The sequence below is a fragment of the Xanthomonas sp. D-36-1 genome (genome assembly GCF_017746155.1).
Lineage (GTDB): Bacteria > Pseudomonadota > Gammaproteobacteria > Xanthomonadales > Xanthomonadaceae > Xanthomonas > Xanthomonas cissicola.
Genome location: NZ_JAGHWR010000032.1, coordinates 1 through 18,681 on the forward strand (window position 1 = coordinate 1; position 18,681 = coordinate 18,681).

Annotated in this window: 24 protein-coding genes and 1 pseudogene; 19 read left to right on the forward strand and 6 right to left on the reverse strand. The window is 60.7% G+C overall.

Annotation, left to right across the window (positions count from 1 at the left end; translation table 11 throughout):
- From J7367_RS10490 to J7367_RS10570, 17 genes and pseudogenes are all read left to right on the forward strand, one after another.
- The coding region (locus J7367_RS10490; protein WP_209028920.1) for a hypothetical protein at positions 1-192 on the forward strand (192 nt) is incomplete at its 5' end.
- A 799-nt stretch (positions 193-991) separates the two neighbouring features.
- On the forward strand, positions 992-1,510 hold the full coding sequence (locus J7367_RS10495; RefSeq protein WP_209028931.1) for an acyl-CoA dehydrogenase family protein: 519 nt from the start codon (positions 992-994) through the stop codon (positions 1,508-1,510).
- Entirely contained in the window at positions 1,498-2,256 is a 759-nt protein-coding gene (locus J7367_RS10500) for a PIG-L family deacetylase (RefSeq protein WP_057661943.1), read from the forward strand. The genes J7367_RS10495 and J7367_RS10500 overlap by 13 nt, the downstream gene beginning before the upstream one ends.
- The gene (locus J7367_RS10505) at positions 2,253-2,855 is read left to right on the forward strand and encodes a class I SAM-dependent methyltransferase (protein ID WP_057661940.1); all 603 of its coding nucleotides are present in this window, start codon (positions 2,253-2,255) and stop codon (positions 2,853-2,855) included. Before J7367_RS10500 ends, J7367_RS10505 begins: the two co-directional genes overlap by 4 nt.
- On the forward strand, positions 2,852-3,520 hold the full coding sequence (locus J7367_RS10510; RefSeq protein WP_022559197.1) for a glycosyltransferase: 669 nt from the start codon (positions 2,852-2,854) through the stop codon (positions 3,518-3,520). Before J7367_RS10505 ends, J7367_RS10510 begins: the two co-directional genes overlap by 4 nt.
- A gap of 261 nt (positions 3,521-3,781) precedes the next feature.
- Positions 3,782-5,146: an alpha/beta hydrolase gene (locus J7367_RS10515; protein ID WP_057661937.1), complete on the forward strand. Its 1,365-nt coding sequence runs from the start codon at positions 3,782-3,784 to the stop codon at positions 5,144-5,146.
- On the forward strand, positions 5,143-6,669 hold the full coding sequence (locus J7367_RS10520; RefSeq protein ID WP_007962686.1) for a GMC family oxidoreductase: 1,527 nt from the start codon (positions 5,143-5,145) through the stop codon (positions 6,667-6,669). The genes J7367_RS10515 and J7367_RS10520 overlap by 4 nt, the downstream gene beginning before the upstream one ends.
- Before the next feature lie 42 nt (positions 6,670-6,711).
- Entirely contained in the window at positions 6,712-7,515 is an 804-nt protein-coding gene (locus J7367_RS10525; protein WP_057661934.1) for an SDR family oxidoreductase, read from the forward strand.
- 584 nt (positions 7,516-8,099) lie between these two features.
- On the forward strand, positions 8,100-8,372 hold the full coding sequence (locus J7367_RS10530; protein ID WP_057661953.1) for a hypothetical protein: 273 nt from the start codon (positions 8,100-8,102) through the stop codon (positions 8,370-8,372).
- Positions 8,369-8,551, forward strand: a complete 183-nt coding sequence (locus J7367_RS10535; protein ID WP_081027870.1) for a hypothetical protein — start codon at positions 8,369-8,371, stop codon at positions 8,549-8,551. The genes J7367_RS10530 and J7367_RS10535 overlap by 4 nt, the downstream gene beginning before the upstream one ends.
- Positions 8,544-9,653, forward strand: a complete 1,110-nt coding sequence (locus J7367_RS10540) for a replication initiation factor domain-containing protein (protein WP_057661930.1) — start codon at positions 8,544-8,546, stop codon at positions 9,651-9,653. Before J7367_RS10535 ends, J7367_RS10540 begins: the two co-directional genes overlap by 8 nt.
- Positions 9,650-9,946, forward strand: coding sequence for a single-stranded DNA-binding protein (locus J7367_RS10545; protein WP_057661928.1), 297 nt, complete (start codon positions 9,650-9,652; stop codon positions 9,944-9,946). Before J7367_RS10540 ends, J7367_RS10545 begins: the two co-directional genes overlap by 4 nt.
- A gap of 3 nt (positions 9,947-9,949) precedes the next feature.
- The gene (locus tag J7367_RS10550) at positions 9,950-10,201 is read left to right on the forward strand and encodes a hypothetical protein (RefSeq protein WP_057661925.1); all 252 of its coding nucleotides are present in this window, start codon (positions 9,950-9,952) and stop codon (positions 10,199-10,201) included.
- 27 nt (positions 10,202-10,228) lie between these two features.
- Positions 10,229-10,357, forward strand: a complete 129-nt coding sequence (locus J7367_RS10555) for a hypothetical protein (protein ID WP_015471906.1) — start codon at positions 10,229-10,231, stop codon at positions 10,355-10,357.
- A 944-nt stretch (positions 10,358-11,301) separates the two neighbouring features.
- Positions 11,302-11,697 (forward strand): annotated as a pseudogene (locus J7367_RS22530) (hypothetical protein); the annotation flags it as partial.
- 10 nt (positions 11,698-11,707) lie between these two features.
- Complete coding sequence (locus J7367_RS10565; RefSeq protein WP_041019722.1) at positions 11,708-12,028, forward strand: hypothetical protein; 321 nt, start codon at positions 11,708-11,710, stop codon at positions 12,026-12,028.
- Between the two features lies 1 nt (position 12,029).
- Positions 12,030-13,364 (forward strand): zonular occludens toxin domain-containing protein, encoded by a 1,335-nt coding sequence (locus J7367_RS10570; protein ID WP_057661922.1) that lies wholly within the window; start codon positions 12,030-12,032, stop codon positions 13,362-13,364.
- A gap of 19 nt (positions 13,365-13,383) precedes the next feature.
- Here J7367_RS10570 and J7367_RS10575 read toward each other — a convergent pair whose 3' ends face one another.
- Together J7367_RS10575 and J7367_RS10580 are read right to left on the reverse strand one after the other, a co-directional pair.
- Positions 13,384-13,695 (reverse strand): chloride channel protein, encoded by a 312-nt coding sequence (locus tag J7367_RS10575; protein WP_081027867.1) that lies wholly within the window; start codon positions 13,693-13,695, stop codon positions 13,384-13,386.
- A gap of 66 nt (positions 13,696-13,761) precedes the next feature.
- Entirely contained in the window at positions 13,762-14,088 is a 327-nt protein-coding gene (locus J7367_RS10580; protein ID WP_081027866.1) for a DUF3653 domain-containing protein, read from the reverse strand.
- A gap of 179 nt (positions 14,089-14,267) precedes the next feature.
- Between J7367_RS10580 and J7367_RS10585 the strand changes: the two genes are divergently transcribed.
- The gene (locus tag J7367_RS10585; RefSeq protein ID WP_209028921.1) at positions 14,268-14,651 is read left to right on the forward strand and encodes a DUF3653 domain-containing protein; all 384 of its coding nucleotides are present in this window, start codon (positions 14,268-14,270) and stop codon (positions 14,649-14,651) included.
- Between the two features lie 80 nt (positions 14,652-14,731).
- Positions 14,732-15,031 carry a hypothetical protein gene (locus J7367_RS10590; RefSeq protein ID WP_209028922.1) on the forward strand — a complete coding sequence of 100 codons (300 nt, stop codon included), beginning with the start codon at positions 14,732-14,734 and terminating at the stop codon, positions 15,029-15,031.
- Between the two features lie 191 nt (positions 15,032-15,222).
- Here J7367_RS10590 and J7367_RS10595 read toward each other — a convergent pair whose 3' ends face one another.
- From J7367_RS10595 to J7367_RS10610, 4 genes are all read right to left on the reverse strand, one after another.
- Positions 15,223-15,519 carry a hypothetical protein gene (locus J7367_RS10595; RefSeq protein ID WP_209028923.1) on the reverse strand — a complete coding sequence of 99 codons (297 nt, stop codon included), beginning with the start codon at positions 15,517-15,519 and terminating at the stop codon, positions 15,223-15,225.
- 197 nt (positions 15,520-15,716) lie between these two features.
- Positions 15,717-16,880 carry a zonular occludens toxin domain-containing protein gene (locus J7367_RS10600; RefSeq protein ID WP_209028924.1) on the reverse strand — a complete coding sequence of 388 codons (1,164 nt, stop codon included), beginning with the start codon at positions 16,878-16,880 and terminating at the stop codon, positions 15,717-15,719.
- Positions 16,877-17,194: a DUF2523 family protein gene (locus tag J7367_RS10605; RefSeq protein WP_005997732.1), complete on the reverse strand. Its 318-nt coding sequence runs from the start codon at positions 17,192-17,194 to the stop codon at positions 16,877-16,879. Before J7367_RS10605 ends, J7367_RS10600 begins: the two co-directional genes overlap by 4 nt.
- Positions 17,194-18,672 (reverse strand): A coat protein, encoded by a 1,479-nt coding sequence (locus J7367_RS10610; protein ID WP_209028925.1) that lies wholly within the window; start codon positions 18,670-18,672, stop codon positions 17,194-17,196. The genes J7367_RS10605 and J7367_RS10610 overlap by 1 nt, the downstream gene beginning before the upstream one ends.
- Positions 18,673-18,681: the final 9 nt, after the last annotated feature.

An 18,681-nucleotide genomic window follows, 5' to 3' on the forward strand; every position in this document is an offset into this window, starting at 1 on the left:
GCCGGCGATGGGGAGCGTGCGTCTGTGAACCGGGAAATTCCCGCGGAAAGCGCCAGAAATGGCGAAATTCCGAAGTTCCAAAAGCCACTCTTCGGAACGACGCCACCTTCCGCCCTGTCAGGTCTCGTTGTTCAGACCTTCCCTAAGCGCTCGATGATTCCAACCAGTGCTGTTGCGCCCTTTTTCTGCTGAGGGGCGGTCTGTCGATTCTTTCCGGCTCGAAGCGACATTCAATAGCACGATCGATCATCCGTATCGGATGAGTCCGGTGGCGACGCATCGCAAAAACTCTGTTCGCTCCCCTTAATCGCACGCAGACACGGCGTGGCATTTCTTGCGCGCAGTATTGCGATCGGTGCTGATTGTTGAAGCCACGCTCGCATCAACGACTCGCGCCCATCGCCAAGCAGCCAAGCAGCCAAGCACTCTTCCTATCCAGTTGCCGTTGCGGTGAGGGAATTGGTCATTGGCTCACTTTGGATTGACGAGCGATCGCCTAGATTGAGCTATGTATCAATCAGCACTCGCCCGCGACGATCTGCCGGGCACAGCTTCGATATCGCCAAGTCCAGCGCTCGCGCAATGCGTGCGTGAGTACTTGCGATTGACGCCGCAACTTCCCAACCCTGGCGCAGGACGCACGTACGCTCGCTGGCAGGCGCTGAGCAGGCTGGGTGCTGCGAGCTTGCCGCTTGCCAAAGTGCTGGAAGCGCACTACGACGCTGTGTCGATTTTTTTCGAGGCCGGCCAACCATTGCCTTCGAATGGAGCGGTGTGGGCAGTGTGGGCAGCGGGTGGGCCGCTTGACACCGTGACGTATGAGGCGAGCTCAAGCACCGTGTCCGGTATCAAACCGTGGTGCAGCGCAGAGTTGGACGTTGTGACACACGCACTGGTGACCGTCAGAAACGGTGATCGGCAGCCGCTTGCCGCAGTGACGCTAAGCCAGGGATGCTTCGAGCTCGATGCAACTCAGTGGCACGGACCAGGCATGCTCGGCATTCCAACTGGCAACGGCCTTTTCGCAAGTGCGCCGGCACGTTTGCTGGGTGAGCCGGAATTCTATTTGCAGCGGCCGGGTTTTTGGCATGGTGGGGCAGGCATCGCGGCCTGCTGGTATGGCGCCGCCGCGGCCATTGCCGAGCATGTCCGCCGCTCGCCACGAGTGGCAAACAACCCTTTCGCCGCAGCACACCTGGGCACCATCGACGAACAGCTGACGGGTGCACGGCTGATGCTGCAAGACCTGGCGAATACGATCGACGACGCTCCAACCCAAAGCCATCAACTGGCTGTCATTCGGTTACGGAGCGTAATGGACCGCGTCTGCCGGGACGTGATCGAACGCGCCGCCTTGGCTCTGGGGCCTGCCTCACTGTGCTGCGATGCCGGGCACGCGCAACGGTGCGCCGACCTGGCTGCCTTCATCCGCCAGTCCCACGGCGAAAAAGACGAGCAGTGGCTGAGGGAGCAGCTGCACGCACGCGAGGTCAACCCATGGTTGCTGTGAGGGGCGAGCAGATCGCAGGGCAAGGCGTCAGCGAACAGCGCTGGCGTGCATCGCGCCAGTTGAATGCGCTGCTCACCAGCAGCCTCGAACAGTTGCTGGGCACCGCTTCACGTGTGGTGGTGGTTTCTCCGCATCCGGATGACGAGGTGCTGGGGTGTGGCGGGCTGCTTGCGATGGCGATCGCATCGGGAAGGCAGGCCCTGATCGTTTCCGTTACCGATGGCGAAGCCGCCTACCCGCAGGACGACGCATGGCCGCCCGCGCGGCTAGCAGCTGCGCGTTGTGAGGAGTTGCGTGATGCGCTGGCGCGCCTGGGCATCGATCCATCCAGCATCGTCAGGCTGGATGCGGGAGATGGCCAGGTACGTGCGGGAGTCGACGCACTTGGTGCGCGGCTGGCCGATCTGCTGCAGCCACGCGACGTGGTCCTGGTGACGTATGCGCGCGATGGCCACCCCGACCACGAAGCGTGCGCTGATGCGGCGAGCAACGCAGTTGCACAATGCGGAGCGCGGTTGATCCAGTTTCCGATATGGGCATGGCATTGGGACGACCCCGACCACAGTCAGATGCTGGCATCGGCCACGCGTCTTGTGCTGTCTGCCGATGCTCATGCTGCAAAGATGCAGGCGATGTCCGCGTTCAAGACCCAGACCGGTCACCTCACGCCTGCGCTGCGCAATCCCATCCTTCCCGACTGGGCGCTGGTCAGGTTTCAGCGCGACTTCGAGGTCTTTCTCCCATGAACGCCCAGGCCAACGCCGATTATTTCGACAGCATCTACCAGCAGCACGATCCGTTCGGCTATGGGACACGTTGGTACGAAAAGCGCAAACGCGACATCCTGCTGGCAACCTTGCCTCGGCAGGGATTTGCCCGGGGATGGGAACTGGGGTGTTCCAACGGCGAAGCGACCTGTGGACTCGCTTCACGCTGCGAGCGCTTGCTGGCAACCGATATGTCGGCAGCTGCGGTGCAACATGCCAAGCAACGCGTGGGAGAGCGAAGCAATGTCGAAATCGTGCAGGCTTGCCATCCGCAGCAGTGGCCGGTGGGAAGCTTCGAGCTGATCGTGCTGAGCGAGATCGGCTACTACCTCGCCGCGTCCGAACTCGACGAGCTGATCGCGCGTCTGCAGCAGGCGCTCACGCCGGAGGGACTATTGGTGGCCTGCCACTGGAAGCATCCTTTCCAACAGGCACAACAAGATGGCATCGCGGTCCATGCCGGTATCGCGCGACTGCTCACCTTGCCGCTGAGTTATCGCTACGAAGATAGCGATTTCCTGCTGGAAGCGTGGAGCGCGCAACCATTGTCGGTGGCGCAGCACGAAGGCTTGCGATGATCGCTGTCATCATTCCGGCGCATAACGAGGCCGAATGCATGGCCGCCTGCCTCGCATCGGTCTTTCTTGCCGCGTCGCACCCCGAACTGCGCGAGCCTGTGGAGGTGATCGTCGCAGTGGACCGTTGCACGGATGCAACAGCAGCACTGGCACAGGCGTTGGGCGCGCGCGTGATCGACGTACCCGTACCTGGCGGCGTCGGCATTGCGCGGGCCGCAGCAGCCTCCAAGGCCATTGCACTGGGCGCCGATTGGCTGGCCGTGACCGACGCTGATTCGCGCGTCCCCGCCGACTGGCTGGTGGAGCAGCGCAGGGCCGACGCGGACGTGTTCTGCGGTGTGGTGCAGGTGGAGGATTGGCTGGACTATTCCGATGAAGTGCGTTGCAGGTTCGAACAGACCCAGGCAACCGGACAAGGTCATGGTCGCATTCACGGCGCCAACCTCGGTGTGAGCACCGCGCTCTATCAACAATGCGGTGGGTTCCCTGCCGTGACCTGCAGCGAAGACGTTGCGCTGGTGCACGCGCTGCAGGCGATCAACGCCTCGATCGCCTGGTCGCCACGCTCGGTGGTGTGGACCAGTGCCCGCAGGCAGGCACGGGCAATTGGCGGTTTCTCGGATTTCTTGAAACAGCTGGAAGCTTCGACCTGTGTGCCTGCGTAGACGGTCGCGCAACGCCTGGAACTGTCTTTTTCGCTCAGCAGATGCCCTTCCGCCAAAAGGGTTCTTCGCTTCAATGACTGCAGGGCGACGGTCTTGCGAGACCGCGAGTTGAAGCGCATCCGCGCCTTGTCCATCGCCGCAGTTGAACCCCTGCATCTGGCCAGCTAATGCCTGACAACTGCTAACCGGCTGTCGACCTCATCTGCACGGGGCGTGGACGAAGCGTGCGCCACCATGCCGAACCGACACACAAGGTGCGACATGGCCAAGCCAACGTTGTTCTTCCTGCATGCCCTCGGCGCCAGCCGGCATGAGTGGAGCCATGTCATCGCGCAGTTAGGTAGCCGCTTCGACTGTATTGCCCTGGACATCCCTGGATTCGGCGATGCGCCTGCGCTGGACCACTGCAACACGAATGCGCTTGTTGACTGGTTTAGCGCTGAAGTCATCAAGCGGCAACCGGCATGCTGGTTTGCAGTAGGGCATAGCATGGGCGGGAAGATCGCCACCTTGGCGGCGGCACGGGCGCGCGACGGCGTGGCGGGCCTTGCCGGTTTGGCGGGCGTGGTGCTTGTTGCCGCGTCGCCCCCGGCACCCGAACCGATGCAGGAATCGCGACGCCGCACCATGCTTGCCTGGTTCGAAACCGGGCAGCCTACGCGCATGGAGGCTGCGCAATTCGTGGATGCCAACTGCGCCACTCCGCTGCCTGATGAAAGCAGGGACGCCGCGATAAACGACGTTCTGCGCACCGCCCCCAGTGCATGGATGGCATGGCTCACCCGCGGTAGTCGAGAAGACTGCACCGCGCAGGCCGGGTGCATCGGCGTGCCGGCAGTGATTGTCGCAGGTGGCCAGGATGGCGATCTGGGCGAGGCTGCGCAGCGGCGCTTGAATGCGCCGCACTACGCGCATGCGCAGCTCGCCATCGTCGCCAATGCCGCGCATCTGATTCCCAATGAGCAGCCGCGGGAACTGGCGCAGTTGGTCGCAGCGCACGTGCACCGCTGCGTTGAGAACTGCCTGCCTGAGGACTTCATGGCCCTGCTGAACTCCGAGCGCGTCGCGCCGCGCATGCGCAAGACCTTGCTCGCCCGACACGCGGGCCCCCCGGCCTCGGGCAAGGGCGTGTTGAACCCGCGGCAGATGAACGTGCTCGCGGCCGTGGCTGCACGCGTGCTGGATGGCGCGGGCGATGCGGCGCAGATTGCGCGGCGTATCGACCTGCAGCTCGCAGAAGGCGCGGGAGATGGCTGGCGGTACGCAGACTTGCCAGACGATCGCCTGGCGATTGCGCTTGGCCTGGATGCACTCGATTCACTGGCCGACGGCTTTGCCGAACAGTCAGCAGAGGGCCAGGACCGTTGGCTGCAGGAGATCGCGTGCGCGGTGGTGGGCAATACCTCTGCGCACGGCCTGGATGCTGGGCAACTTGCGCATTGGTTCGAGGATGTACGCGCGGACGTGGTGCGCACCTGGACCAGCCTTCCCGCCACCATGGCCGCGCTGGGCTACGACGGTTTTGCCGTCGGCAACGACACGGGCAATGGCCCTGTGGGCTACCTAGAGACGGCAGCAGGCCGGGATGAGCACTGGCAATTGCGTGCGCCCGAGACTGCTCAATGACCGACGCTGGTCGCCAGGACAGCGTCGACGTGGTGGTGGTCGGCAGCGGAGCAGGGGGCGGCCCGCTTGCAGCGCGGCTTGCGCAAGCCGGCGTCTCGGTCGTCGTGCTGGAAGCCGGCGCGGCATTTACGCCGGATTCGCATATTCCCGATGAGTTGACCACCGGCATCTATTGGATGGACGAGCGCCTGAGCGGTGGGCAAACGCCCACTGCGTTCGGGCCGAACAACTCGGGCTCCGGACTTGGTGGTTCGACGTTGCATTGGGGCGCTTTCTGCCCGCGGCCGGACAAGCGCGATCTCAGCCTTCTGACCCAGACCGGGCAGGGCGCCGATTGGCCGATCCCGCACCAAGAGTTGATTTCTTACATCCGTCGTGTGGAGACCTTCATCGGGGTCTCCGGTCCCGTGCATTACCCGTGGGACCCCGATCGCAGCTATGCGTATCGGCCACCACAACGCAATGCGTCGGCTACGGCGATGGAGCGCGGTTGCGGCGCCCTGGGCATTCGGACGACCGACGCGCCCGCCGCCTTGGTCACCAGGCCACATCAGCAGCCGCATTGGGGCCAACGTGCTGCGTGCAACAACTGTGGTGCCTGTCACCAGGGCTGCAGTAACGCCGCCAAGGCGAGCGTGGACACCACCTGGCTCCCGCTGGCCAGGGCGCATGGCGCGCAATTGCGTCCCGACAGCCGGGTAGTCGATCTTGAGCGCGACGGCCACGGTGCGGTGACTGCGGTGATCTATCGCCAGCATGGGCAGGAGTATCGCCAGCGCTGCAGCACCGTCTTCCTGTGCGCAGGTGGTGTGGAGACACCGCGCTTGTTGCTCAACCTGGGGCTGGCCAACTCCAGCGGGCAGGTCGGCCGCAATTTCATGGCGCACGTGGCGACCCAGGTATGGGGTGAGTTCGATGCGGACATGCGCATGAATCGCGGGTATCCATCTTCGCTTATTACCGAAGACATGGTGCGCCCGGCGGATGCCAGCTTCATCGGCGGCTATCTGGTACAGAGCCTGGGTGTACAGCCGGTCACGCTGGCGAACACGCTGGCGCGCGGTGCCGGCCTGTGGGGCAGGGACCTGGTCGCAACGCTGCTGCGCTACAACCGTCTGGCCGGTATCGGCATCAATGGCGAATGCCTGCCGCAGGACGCCAATCGCCTGACCTTGTCCGACGAACGGGACGCCTTCGGGCAGCGCAAGGCACGCATCGACTTCAGTTACGGCCCGAACGAGCAGGCCATCGACGCCCATGCGCGCGCATTGCTTCAATCGGTCTGGCAAGCCGCAGGCGCCCGCAACATCTTCGCGGCTGCGCGCTCGGCGCATACGCTCGGTACCTGTCGCATGGGGACCGATCCTGCACAGGCCGTGGTCGATCCAGATGGCCGCGCCTTCGACGTGCCGAACCTCTACATCTGCGACAACTCGGTGTTTCCCAGCGCACTGGCAGCCAATCCGGCACTGACCCAGATGGCACTCGCGCTGCGCACCGCAGAACGTTTCCTTGCGCGCTAGCAGTACCTGCGCCACCACGTACTCAACGACCAGGAGCTCGACATGGATCTCGGAATCAAACAGCGGATCGCCCTCATCAGTGGCGGCGACTCCGGCATGGGCAAGGAGACGGCGCGCCAGCTGCTCGAAGCCGGCGTGCGCGTGGCGATCACCGATCTTCCCAATGGCACGCTCGACCAGGCAGTGGCCGAGTTGTCCGGCCTGGGGGAGATCGTCGCCATCGAAGGCGATGTGACGCAGCAACAGGACGTCATCCACATCTGGGCCCAGGTGCGCGCGCAATTGGGCGACCCGGATATCTATATCAACGCCGCGGGCGTTACCGGCGCCACCGGCGATTTCCTGGAGGTCAGCGATGCCGGCTGGCTCGAAACGCTGGACATCAACCTGATGGGCGCGGTGCGCATGTGCCGCCAGGCCATTCCTGCCATGCGTCGCAAGCAGTGGGGGCGGATTGTGTTGTTCGCGTCCGAAGATGCAGTGCAACCGTACGTGGATGAGTTGGCCTACTGCGCGTCCAAGGCCGGCATCCTGAGCCTGGCCAAGGGACTGTCAAAGGCCTATGGCGCCGACAATGTGTTGGTCAACACGGTGTCGCCCGCGTTCATCGCAACACCGATGACCGACAAGATGATGCAAAAACGCGCACACGAGAACGGAACCAGTGTCGAAGAAGCCATTGCCTCGTTCCTGGATGAAGAACGCCCCGGCATGGTGCTGAAGCGGCGCGGCCGGCCAGAGGAAGTGGCCTCCGTCGTCGCATTCCTGTGCTCGGAGCGCGCCAGCTTCATCAACGGCGCCGGCGTGCGCGTGGACTCGGGCTCGGTATTCACGATCGCTGGCTGAGGCGGGCGGCGCGGTGCAGCGGCAAGTGAAATCAAGAGAAGTACTAACAGTTTTTGACATAATATACAGACTATGCGCACTCGAATCGTGCAAGCTATTGATTTCAATAGCTTTTGCGGTGGATGGCATTAGATTTGCTGCAAGGACCAGCAGTGCTATTGCTGGCACCGTCTTGCTTTGAGTTTTTACCATTTCGAGCGCCTTGAAGACGTTTAGCCAATGGGCGCGCAATTTAGGCGTCTTCGCCTTTTCTCCCTGTAAGTACACCAGCCAATATTCTGGCGCGTCGTTCGCTATGTGCGCGATCTGTGGGATTCGTGTGTCCGGCATTGGTACGTCGCCACGTCTCCATTGGCTGAGTGTCTGCGGCGTTACGTCGATCCGTCGCGCTAGCTCAGCGTCTGAAATTCCGCCCGCTTGCAGCTTGGCTTTGTCAAGCAAGGCTTGGATGCCGTTCATCAGGTAATTCCTTGACAGGTAAATGCCTGATGAGTCTAATGCCCATGCCATCAGGTATTCACCTGATGGTCGCGCCCCCGGCTCCCCTCCGGGGTCCGCGTCAAGGGGCAGGGGATAGGGGCTTCATGGACACCAACACACTTGCATTGCTCGCCGCTTCCGCGCTGACCGTGATCGTCGGCCTCGCCCGATTGGTCGCGTGGATTTTTGACCGTCGCGCCGAGGCTGCGCTGCGCGCACACCGAGAACAGGTCTTCATCATCGAAAGCTACGCCGATCTGGTTTCATCCTCGTTGGCGGCTGACTATGTTGATCCTTGCGTATCTGCTGCTGAAGAACGTGCCGAGCGCATGGGTGACGCTACCTCGGGTTACTGGTACGGGGAGTGCGTGGCATGACCGCCTCTGTCGTCTCTCATATCGACACCTACCACACCGTGATCGGTGGCCGTCGCACTCGGCGTTTCCGCCTGACCGTGCGCGTTGCTGGCCGGCTGGTAGAGCAGAGCGAGTACTTCTCCCGCCGTGCTGCTCTGGCGTGTGAAGCCGCTGCCGTGGAGTTCTACGCTCATGGCTGATGGATCGCTCGCGGTGTCGGGACTCCCCTCGTCTAACAGGGGAGTCAGTGAATTCAGGAACGCCGATGGAACCCTCACGGTCGGCATTGATTGGTTTTCCGCCTCTGTAGATCTTCGCGCCGTTCTCGGCGAAGCCGGCGTGTTCGTCAACGACGACCCCGAAGAGGTCCGCGAATGGATGGACGTGACCGCCGCCAATGCCCGTGCGGTTGCATTGCAGGTTTTCTGCTGGTTCTTCGCCGGCCTTGGGCTGGAACTCGACGAAACGGCAGGCCCTGGGCGCTTCTACACCTGGCGCGTGCGCATCACTGATAGCGATGGTCAGCATGTTGGACTGATCGAGTTAGGCGGGGAAAACTGCCGCCGTGCGGATGGCACCTACACCGCGCGTATCGAGTTGACCGGTACCGGGTGTGGAGTGTTGAGCGCAGCGCGCTGCGGCCATGCGAAGCGGTGGCTGGAGCTTCGAGCGAAGCTCGAAAGCTGCGCTGGGAGATTGACTCGTATTGACGTTGCCGCCGATGACCTGTTGGGCAAATACCCGCTGAAACTGGCGCAAAGTTGGTACGCATCGGGCGAGTTTGACAATCGCGGCCAGCGTCCTAAAGCGCAGACAGTTGACGATCATGACAGCGGTGACGGCAAGACCTTTTATGTTGGCGGCAAGAAGTCAGAGAAGCAGCTGCGCGTGTACGAGAAGGGCAGGGAGCAGGGTGACAAAGCGTCCGAATGGGTGCGCTATGAGGCGCAGTTTCGGGCCACCAATCGCAAGGAATTGCCGTTGGATTTGCTGCGTGATCCGGCTGGCTATCTGCTTGGCGCGTACCCGGTTTTAAAGTTCCTTCACTGCGTCGCCACGCGGATCGATATCACCAAAGCTGCCGTTGATGCCACTTGGAAAAGTGCGCGCCGGCACCTCAAGCGCCAGTACGGCGCAACCCTGAATTTCATTTTGCGGCAATGCCCGACGCCCGATGCGTTGCATGCCGTCATCAGCACCTGCACGTCGCATCGGCTACCGGCGTGGGCAACAGCAGACGTAGCCAATCAATGGCCCGAAATCGCGGGCGTCAATCAAACCTTAGAAGGGGTTACACCATGAGCGGAATCAAAGTCACCGTCTTGAGTGTCGAAGTCGATGAGCGTGGCGGCACGTTCAAGGACGACGAGGGCAAGGATCGGGAATACACCACGCGCAAGCAGAAAGCCAAGCTCGAAGCCGGTGGCTTCGCGTATCCGCTGGATGTGCGTTTGGAGAAGGGCCAAGCCGCCTATCAGCCCGGTGAATACGAGCTCGATGTTGAAGCCATGGTGACGGTCAACAAGGGTGCGATCAATTTCAGCAAGTTCCATGCGTTGCGCGCTGTCAAAGCGCCTGCACGCGCAGCGGCCTAGCCCATGGCGATGTGCGTAGCCCTTCAAGCAGATGGCACCTTGGTGCCCACCGGCCAATCGGTCGGCGAATGTAGTGCCTACGTGCTGGTCAGTGGTAGCGAATACAGCGTGTATGCGCTGGTGCAAGAAGCGTTCGCCATGCCCAGTAATGAGGACGCCGTTGTGTGGTCCACCGGCTGCTGCGGTGTGGTGATCGTGTGGTTCGTCCTGGGGCGCCTCGCCGGCAGCGTCGCGGGCATGTTCAATGACCGGTAAATCAATCAATCAACAAGGAGAGAAAAAATGGGTGACATTCTGTCGGGTCTGAGTGCGGCTGATGCCGTGACCGCTGTTGTGGGTGCTGCCGCGCTGATCGCGCTGGTTGGCTTCACCAAGTGGGGTGCAAAGAAGGTGGCTGGCTTCTTCGGCTAATGGTGGTGAGGGTAGGGCGGCGCTTCGGTGTCGCCCTCTCTCTTTCTGGGGGTCGTCATGATCGTTCTACTGTTCTGTGCATTCATGGGCGCGCTGTGTGGATGGGCAGCCGTCAAGGGTTTGGACGCGCCATGATGCGAGTGATTCGTTCGGCGTTGGTGACATTCGTCATCGCGCTATGTGCCATCTCTCCTGCGCAGGCTGCTGACTCGCGGTCACAGGCATTTGCCAAGTGCATGAAGGATGCCAGCGCGTATCAGGTCAAAGACACGAACCTTATTACCAGCCCAGGCACGTGCGTAGACAAGGGCACCGTGGCTGCTGGCAAGTACTACCAATGTCAATACAGCGCCGCTGCTTACTATCAAGGCCCCGTGTCTGTGGTGACCTGCGGCGAGTACCCCTATGACAATGATAACAACTGCAAAAATGCGCCTCCGCTGACGAACGTCTCGGTGCGCGGTTCCATCTATGCGTGTTCGAATCAGTGCCAGTACACAATGAATTCCGTTGGCGGCGTGGATGTGTGCATGGGTGGTGGTGCCGACCTGTATTGCGCTGCCAAGAACTGGTCACCCACGGGGCAGGAGTGCCAAGAGGGCGATGCTGTGCCGTCTGGTATTCATGAGCCTGACAAGCAAACGTGTGCATCTACTGGCGGCGCTTACGCTGAGTGCATCAGGTCGGACGGCACCCACTGTGTGACCGGCGCTGCTGGTTCCACGCTGTGCTGGAAGCCAGAGCTAACTGGCCCGCGTCAGACCGCCGATGGCACGTATGCCGGTGATCGGCAGAAGGCACCCGCTACGCCGACGCCTCCTCCTAATCTGAAAGACCCTAAGCAGGTTTCCAACACCACGACCACCGTCAATAACACCACCTACAACACGACCACGTGGAGTTCCAGCGGCAGCAAAGGCGGGCAGGGCAACGTGGGCGAGGGTGGCAAAGACAATGGTTCGGGTGGCGGTTCTGGCGGCTCTGGTGGCGGCTCCGGAAGTGGACACGGAGACGGCGACGGTGATGGGGATAGCGACGATCCGGGAGAGGCTTCGCCTATCGGCGACCTCTACACCAAGAGCGATAAAACAGTGGAGTCCGTTGTGTCGAGGTTTGCAACGCAGGTTCGCGCCACACCTCTCGCTGGCGGGATTGCAAGCTTCATGACGGTTCCGTCTGGCGGTTCGTGTCCGGTGTTTAGCCTGCGCGCGTCGAAGTGGTGGGATGCCATGACGATTGATTTTCACTGTAGCGGCACATTCCTCACGTTTTTGCGTGCGTGTGGATGGGTCATTTTGGCGATTGCTGCTTATGCGGCCATCCGCATCGCCGTGACATAAGGGGCAGGGCATGTACGCTGGTTGGTTCACCGATCTGACAGCCTGGATATGGAGAGCGGTCAAGGCGGTTTGGCACGCGTTCGCTGATTTCATTGGCGATTTGTTTGTGATGTGGTTGGAACAGTCGCTGTCGGCGATCTTGTATGTCTTGAGCCTCTTGCCGATGCCCGACTTCATGAAAGGCCAGAGCATCGGCGCGATGCTGGGAAATGCCGGCAGCACAATCCTTTGGTTCGCGGATGTCTTCATGATTGGGCCGTCCCTGGTTGCCGTGGGTGCGGCCATGATTTTCTACTTGCTGCGTCGTGTGCTGACGCTAGGGATTTGGTGACATGCTCGTTTTCAATGAAGGTGTGCCGCGCGCCGGTAAGAGCTACGACGCGGTAAAAAATCACATCTTGCCGGCAATTAAGAAAGGTCGTCGCGTGTTTGCTCGCCTCAACGGTCTACGCCATGACCGCATCGCCAAGCATCTGGGGATGGAGGAAAAGGATGTGCGGCACTGGCTGGTTCTTGTGGACACCAAGGATGTAGCCAAGTTGTTTGCCTGCACGCAGGATGCTTCGGGCAAGTGGTGCATTCCAGACGAATTCAAAGATGCACTGGTGGTGATCGATGAGGTTCACGAGTTCTACGTGAACGAGCGTAAGCCGCTGGAACCAGCCGTCGAAAATTTCTGGGCGTTGCTCGGTCAGAACGGCGGCGATGCGGTCATCATGACGCAGTGGATCAATCGGCTGCATTCCGCTGTTAAGGCGCGTATCGAGAAAAAAAATACGTTCCAGAAGCTCACTGCGGTGGGCATGAAAAGCCGGTACCGCGTGACGTATTTCCATACGACCTCGCCCGGCAAGTTTGAAAAAGTGGGTGGGCAGACGCTCAAGTACGATCCCGCCATCTTTCCCCTGTATGACGGCTACGCGCCTGGCGCGGAAAATACCGAGGTTTACGAAGAGGGCGGCAAAAACGTTTGGGCCGCGATGGCCGTGCGTGCCGTGATCTTCCTTGTGGTCGGCGGCGTCGGCTTGTATTTTTTCGCGGGCTTTTTCAGCAAGGGCAAGCAGGAAACGCAAAAGCCTGCGCCGGGCGGTGCGCATGTGTGGCAGCAGTCCGACAAGACCAGTGTGGGTGCTGGTCTCGCTAATGGCGCGCCAAGTGTGCCCGTGCATGCGCCGCCACCCGATCCTCTTGCCGATCTGACCGACGAGCAGCGCTATGTCGCGCAGCTTGCGGAGAAAGGGCGCATTCGGTTGGCTGCGCGTGCACGTGTTGGCTCGCATGAGCGTGCGTGGGTGCAGTGGATCGATACGTCAAACAATGTCATTGAGCAGCTTGATATCGATCAGTTGCGGGCGCTTGGCTATGTCGTCTCGATGCTGCCATATGGTGTGCGTTTGGCAGCCGGCAAGCATGTGTTGGTCGCTACCCCCTGGCCGTGGCGCGAGCCAGTGCGCGAGCAGGACCCGCGCCTTTATAACACCTCGCCAGATGGCAGGAGCGACGGCGCTGCTGGCGTTGCGACCGTAGGGAGTGACGCCGGTGGCGCTGATCGCGACCATCAAGGAAGCGGTGTAATCGGGCGTGTTCCGCGCAGCCTTGGTACGTTCCCCGAAAGTAAGGCTTATCAGACCGTCACCAGCACGCCGGCAACTACGCTCGATATGTAGTTTCGTGACGTGTCACGATTCAACAGGGATCGTTCGGCAACTCCTGCCAGCCGTTCGACAGTCGTCGGAAGCGCTTGTGTTGAATGCACCGCTCGTCTGATTCTAGTTCGCGTAGTTGCAGCCGTGCCGGTTCTGCGCGCTGAGAGCGTGGCTTGTATAGAGGGTGCGGCCCGACTGTGGGCAGCGCGGCGCTGACGCTGCGCAGCGTGAAGTAGCCTAGGCACAGCGCCACCACGCCCGCGAGTGCTGCGGTCATGAGCTGGCCTACAAAGATGCCCAGCGCGATTTCCCACCAAAGCCCATCATGGTTGTTTTGCGGTCTGTAGCTCATACGGCCCCCGTTGACGATGAGCGGGCATTGTAGGGGTGTAGGGGCATCGCCCCTACGGATAACGCTTCACACGCGGCCTTTGCGCCTACGCGCCTTCGGCAATGATGATCCTGCGCATTCCGCCGCAAAGCCGGTAGCCACCACCTGCGGACCCGATGTTGATTCAATCTTTTTTCTGAATCGATCCCTAATGAAAATGACGTTCGCCGGACGTTTCAGCCGAGTTTTTGACCGTCCCTCGGCCATCATCTTCGTCCACTCGCGTGCGATATCGCAGGTGAGTGATAGGTAGCTCAGCTGCCATGGCTCCATGGCGCGGCCCTCTGGTGTAATGAGGTATCTGTTCTGAAACGAAAAACCGGCCCATTGGCCTGTCAGTTTTCGATTACGCATGCGCCGCTCTCCGTTCGGCGGGCCATCGTCGCCGCCGCGGCGTGACCGCAGCAGCAAACGAACGCAACCAGCGCTGCAAGCGCCTTGACATAATATACATTATGCGAAGTCGCGCTATTGACGCTCCTGTGCGCCCTGGCGGCCTATCAATGCTGGTCCCTCCAAAGGAAGCGGACCGGATGACGATAGACACCTACGAACGCGTAGACCTGACCGGCCCTTGGGCCGGTTTTGGTTTCCAGGGACACCGATTCTTCACTCCCGAAGGACACGACATCGAGCCGTGCGATATGCGGTACTGGGCGCTGACGTGCGCCATAGCACGCGAGTGGTCAATGATGATGTCCATCGAGAGAAACGCGCGATCGGCGAATCCGCGAAAGCCTACTGCCACAAGGGTTCCGGGGTCTCGTTTATCTCGAGGCGCCGAGGTGATCTACCTCAGTGACGTGATTCAACGCAGGCGAGAAACGCGGTCATCAATGGTGGATGGCACGGGGTCCGCCGATCGAGCACGAGTGGTCCGGCACACGCGTGGGCCTCGATCTCCACGGCGCGGATGAGGCGTTATCCGTAGGGGCTATGCCCCTACACCCCTACACCCCTACACCCCTACAATCGCGGGATTCTCACGGAGGCGATGATGGACAAGGCAGGCTGGCAGATATCGACGTTCGTCGTCGGACTAGGCTTCATCGGTGCCACGTTCGGCCTGGTGGCCAACAAGAGCGCACTGACCCAGGAACGCAATGACAGGCAACCCTGCCCTCCGCCGACAGTAGAGGAACGCATCGTCACCGAGACGCCCAACACCGAACTGCCCAACGACGTGATGTATTGGCCAGACAACGTGCGTTGCCAGGGCGGAAGGCTGCTAATAAAGACCGAACACGGCTTTGAATCGCTTACCAGGAACGACTCGGCTATGCGGTGCACGCTCTAGCCGGCGACCGAGCGCTCAAGCGCAGGAACTAACGCCGCAGCGACGAGGCGCAATGGAGTAATTTCGTCACGCATCACAATATCCTCTTCAGAAAAAGAAGACGACGAGTAGCCCAGCGACTACGCACACGTTAAGACCAACCTCGACCCAATCGATACGATATTTCATAGTAAGCTCCTTTTTGTGATCCGTCACGATTTGCGGCAGTAACGCGTACGCAACTCGTCAGTGATTGCGTGAACTGCGCGACCGTCGCCCTTGAGCATGGCGCGGCGCAATGCTTCAAGAATGGCCGTATCGCGCAGAGGCTCGCCCTCGGCCTCAAAAACGATGGCCGGGACCACTTGGCGAGCCTCATTGCGCAGACCTTCCCTATACCGTTTGGCACGCTCCGCAGCCGACATTGCGCCGCCGATGAACTTAGGCGGCCTGCCCTTCTTGCGTGGCAGCTGCATTTCGAGGGTGCCGGGGTCTTTTTCGTCACGCATCACATTAAGCCTTCTTCTTGGCTTCGCGGCGAGCAGCACGGAACCAAAGAAACAACAGAACTGCAATCAGAATGACGGCTTGAATCTCGACTAACAGATCTTTGATATGCATGTGGCACCCCTGACTTGATGTGTCTATATTATCGTGACGCGTCACGAAAGTCTAATGACAATTAGTTATGTGACGCGTCACGGAATTACATTTCCAAGGTCGTTGCCTTGGTGTAGCTGTGCGCCTGGTAGCCAGGTGATTCGGGAAACGTGCCCTGCACTCTCGCCCCCTTCGACATAACCGTGCCTGGCGCGCCATAAGCCGGCTGCGGCGCGTCCTGCTTAGTGTGATCGGCCTGCTCAGCCTTCGCGTACTCCCGGCGCTCCTGCGGCGGCTTGTACGGGTTGTATGGCTCGCCCCACCTGGCAATGTCGCGGCAAACATCGTCGCGCACCACGACCTTGGTGTTTTGCTCCGTAACGCACCGGCAGCTGTTCTCGCTGCTCATGCAGAACATGTGCGGATCTGCACGGAACTCGCGACCCGCAAAGCCTGGCGCTGACCACGGGACGTCCTGGACCATCGGGGTGATCGCACGCATGTAATCCTCACCGCTTGCGATGGCAGGCCTGGCGTTGCCTCCCGAGGTCGCTCCAGCGGAGGAATGGCCCGGCTGCGCCACAGGCGCAGTCTTGGCCATCTCCTCCGCTTCCGCTCGCCCATGGATACCCTTCCAGAATAGCCACCCGAAAACGCTGAGCATCATCACGATGGCGATCGGTCCGGTGATCAGGATCTTCTTCATCAACGACGGCATGCGGTACTTGACCGTGTGCAGCTCCGCGCTCTTGTAGTACTGGAAATATTTCTCAGGCAGCTTCCACAGCTGATAGTCGTACAAGCCTTTGATGCGCTTAAGGCCCAACCGCACCTCGTCCATGACCTGGTGATTGCGGAAGATGAAGGTCTGATCCTTGCCGGACTGGCGCAACAGATGCTCATGGAAACCAACCAGGCCACGCAGGTGCGTGTCGAGGTAGTTCGGCTGCTGCGTTGCCAGCACCAGGCGCACACCAAGGTGGCGAATCGTCTCCATCGCGCTGATGTACTCAGGCGGATCACCGCCGCGTCGAGCGCGAAAATACTGCTGCGCCTCGTCGACGAACAAAACAGCGCCAGCAGGCAGCTCGCGCCACTTCGTTGGATCTTCCCACGGCGTGACGCCGGGTACGCTGATGCCATTGATGTTGCACGTGTAGACGTGTGCGCCCCGCTCCACCAGCTCGACAATGCGCTGCGTCATGCGCAGCGACTTGCCAGAACCCGGCAAACCGGTCAACAGAGAAATAGAGGCGGTATCACCGATCATTCGTCGCGAGCCTGATTTGCACGAGTGAGAAAGACACGCTGCACGCCCTGGATGCCGTACGCGCTGAGGATAATTGAAATAGCAGTGTCCAGGCCAAGCGCATGCACCCAGTTGGCCGCCAACGGCGGCACCAGCTGCCAGGCACTCACGGCCTGGTCAATGAGCGGGTCATACACGAACGCTTTACCGGCGAACCCGAGACCGAGCGCACCTAGAGCCTTGGCGGTCCACAACGCCAACTTGAGCTTCATCAGCTTGTTGAGGAGTCCGCCCAGCGCGCCCAGCCACGGAACATCGAAAGAAAACCACGACATTAGGACCTCCACAAGATCACGAACGCAGCCACCATGGCGGACGCAATGATGATTTTTTTGATGATGGCGAGCGCATCGTAGAACTGAGCGTTCAAAGTGAATGACGTGCCCATGATCTCGATGTTGCCGCCGAGCAAGTCGCCACCACCGATGCTCAGACGGCTCTGATCAAAATGCGGACCAGGCTTGCCGTCAGAGGCCCACAGCTTGGCAACCTCGCCTTTTTCATCGTCTCCAGCGGCATCGGCTGAACCCCGGTCAGCGTCGGCTTTAGCTGCGTCGCGATCCTTCTCCAGACCGCACCGGGTGCGCCAGGCCTGCAAAACCTGCGAATACTCAGCGGCTTTGCAACTCTTGCCAGCGCACACCGGCACATCACCATCGCTGCACGTAGCACCCGCAGTGACTTCGCCGCGATCAGTATTGCACTGCGTCTTCCAAGTGAATTTCAGATGCAGACACTTCAAGGTATCGCCAACACAGATAGGCGGCGTGGTGCAGTTTCCACTATCGCTCGCACTGTCCTTGCTGTCGTCGTCCTTCTTCCCCGTGCTGCTAGTACTGCCATTGCCGGACGTGTTGCCCGAGCCGTCGGAGCTGTTATCACCCGTGCCGTTCTTCGAAGTACCAGACGGCACGGTCGTGTAGTTGGTCACGTTGTAGGTAGTGCATGTGTTGTTCACGCACGTGGTCTGCTGATGCCCTTCTTTGCGCTGCCATTCGCCATCCGGCGGAGGAATCGGCGGCGGCGTCACGGGATCGCCCTTTGGCGTCTTGCTTTGCGCATCGGTGGCATCGGTTTTTTTGCCCGTTTCGGTGGGCTTCCAACAGAACGTCTTGCCGGATGACGCCGTTGCGCAATAGTCGCCGTTCGGCTTCATGCAGGCCGTCTGCCCAGATCCCAGCGCGGTGCATTCCGGCGCTTTTTCCTTGGTGGCGTCGTCCTTCTCTTCCTGCAATTCGCCAATGTCGTTAGTCGGCTTTGTAGGGGTACAGATCGACCCGTTATAGGTGCGATCCTTCATGCCATAGGTCTTAACGCCGCCATTGTCACCGCTGAACGAGGTGCCCTGCACCTGACAGCCGGAAATACAACTCGGTGGTGGTGTGTACCAGGGTGCTGCGTCAGCGAGCTTCTTTGAGTTACGAGAGGCACAGGTGTACTGATCGTCGTAGCTGTAATCACCGCATGTGTCGATAGACCAAGGGGAAGCGCCTGGATAGGGGATCGCTTGATATTGGCATGTGTATTGAAATGGCTTATTCGACGGGCACGAAGGGTTGCGCCGCATGTCCGGATTCTTCGCAACCATCTCGCTAGCAAACTGCATGCAGAGCGAGTACGCCTCGCCCTGGTCAACAGCCGCATGCGCACTGCCACTACAAAGTTGCAGCAGCAGCCCACAAAATGCGGCTACGACGACATACGCAACTCGCCTCACAACCGCACGCGCGAAATATTGACCGACCCAGCGCATCAGCGGAGC

Bases quoted from the DNA above. Each gene is read 5' to 3' on its own strand.
- J7367_RS10495 (WP_209028931.1), top strand. From the start codon at position 992: ATGCTCGGCATTCCAACTGGCAACGGCCTTTTCGCAAGTGCGCCGGCA.
- J7367_RS10500 (WP_057661943.1), top strand. From the start codon at position 1,498: ATGGTTGCTGTGAGGGGCGAGCAGATCGCAGGGCAAGGCGTCAGCGAA.
- J7367_RS10505 (WP_057661940.1), top strand. From the start codon at position 2,253: ATGAACGCCCAGGCCAACGCCGATTATTTCGACAGCATCTACCAGCAG.
- J7367_RS10510 (WP_022559197.1), top strand. From the start codon at position 2,852: ATGATCGCTGTCATCATTCCGGCGCATAACGAGGCCGAATGCATGGCC.
- J7367_RS10515 (WP_057661937.1), top strand. From the start codon at position 3,782: ATGGCCAAGCCAACGTTGTTCTTCCTGCATGCCCTCGGCGCCAGCCGG.
- J7367_RS10520 (WP_007962686.1), top strand. From the start codon at position 5,143: ATGACCGACGCTGGTCGCCAGGACAGCGTCGACGTGGTGGTGGTCGGC.
- J7367_RS10525 (WP_057661934.1), top strand. From the start codon at position 6,712: ATGGATCTCGGAATCAAACAGCGGATCGCCCTCATCAGTGGCGGCGAC.
- J7367_RS10530 (WP_057661953.1), top strand. From the start codon at position 8,100: ATGGACACCAACACACTTGCATTGCTCGCCGCTTCCGCGCTGACCGTG.
- J7367_RS10535 (WP_081027870.1), top strand. From the start codon at position 8,369: ATGACCGCCTCTGTCGTCTCTCATATCGACACCTACCACACCGTGATC.
- J7367_RS10540 (WP_057661930.1), top strand. From the start codon at position 8,544: ATGGCTGATGGATCGCTCGCGGTGTCGGGACTCCCCTCGTCTAACAGG.
- J7367_RS10545 (WP_057661928.1), top strand. From the start codon at position 9,650: ATGAGCGGAATCAAAGTCACCGTCTTGAGTGTCGAAGTCGATGAGCGT.
- J7367_RS10550 (WP_057661925.1), top strand. From the start codon at position 9,950: ATGGCGATGTGCGTAGCCCTTCAAGCAGATGGCACCTTGGTGCCCACC.
- J7367_RS10555 (WP_015471906.1), top strand. From the start codon at position 10,229: ATGGGTGACATTCTGTCGGGTCTGAGTGCGGCTGATGCCGTGACCGCT.
- J7367_RS10565 (WP_041019722.1), top strand. From the start codon at position 11,708: ATGTACGCTGGTTGGTTCACCGATCTGACAGCCTGGATATGGAGAGCG.
- J7367_RS10570 (WP_057661922.1), top strand. From the start codon at position 12,030: ATGCTCGTTTTCAATGAAGGTGTGCCGCGCGCCGGTAAGAGCTACGAC.
- J7367_RS10575 (WP_081027867.1), bottom strand. From the start codon at position 13,695: ATGAGCTACAGACCGCAAAACAACCATGATGGGCTTTGGTGGGAAATC.
- J7367_RS10580 (WP_081027866.1), bottom strand. From the start codon at position 14,088: ATGCGTAATCGAAAACTGACAGGCCAATGGGCCGGTTTTTCGTTTCAG.
- J7367_RS10585 (WP_209028921.1), top strand. From the start codon at position 14,268: ATGACGATAGACACCTACGAACGCGTAGACCTGACCGGCCCTTGGGCC.
- J7367_RS10590 (WP_209028922.1), top strand. From the start codon at position 14,732: ATGGACAAGGCAGGCTGGCAGATATCGACGTTCGTCGTCGGACTAGGC.
- J7367_RS10595 (WP_209028923.1), bottom strand. From the start codon at position 15,519: ATGCGTGACGAAAAAGACCCCGGCACCCTCGAAATGCAGCTGCCACGC.
- J7367_RS10600 (WP_209028924.1), bottom strand. From the start codon at position 16,880: ATGATCGGTGATACCGCCTCTATTTCTCTGTTGACCGGTTTGCCGGGT.
- J7367_RS10605 (WP_005997732.1), bottom strand. From the start codon at position 17,194: ATGTCGTGGTTTTCTTTCGATGTTCCGTGGCTGGGCGCGCTGGGCGGA.
- J7367_RS10610 (WP_209028925.1), bottom strand. From the start codon at position 18,672: ATGCGCTGGGTCGGTCAATATTTCGCGCGTGCGGTTGTGAGGCGAGTT.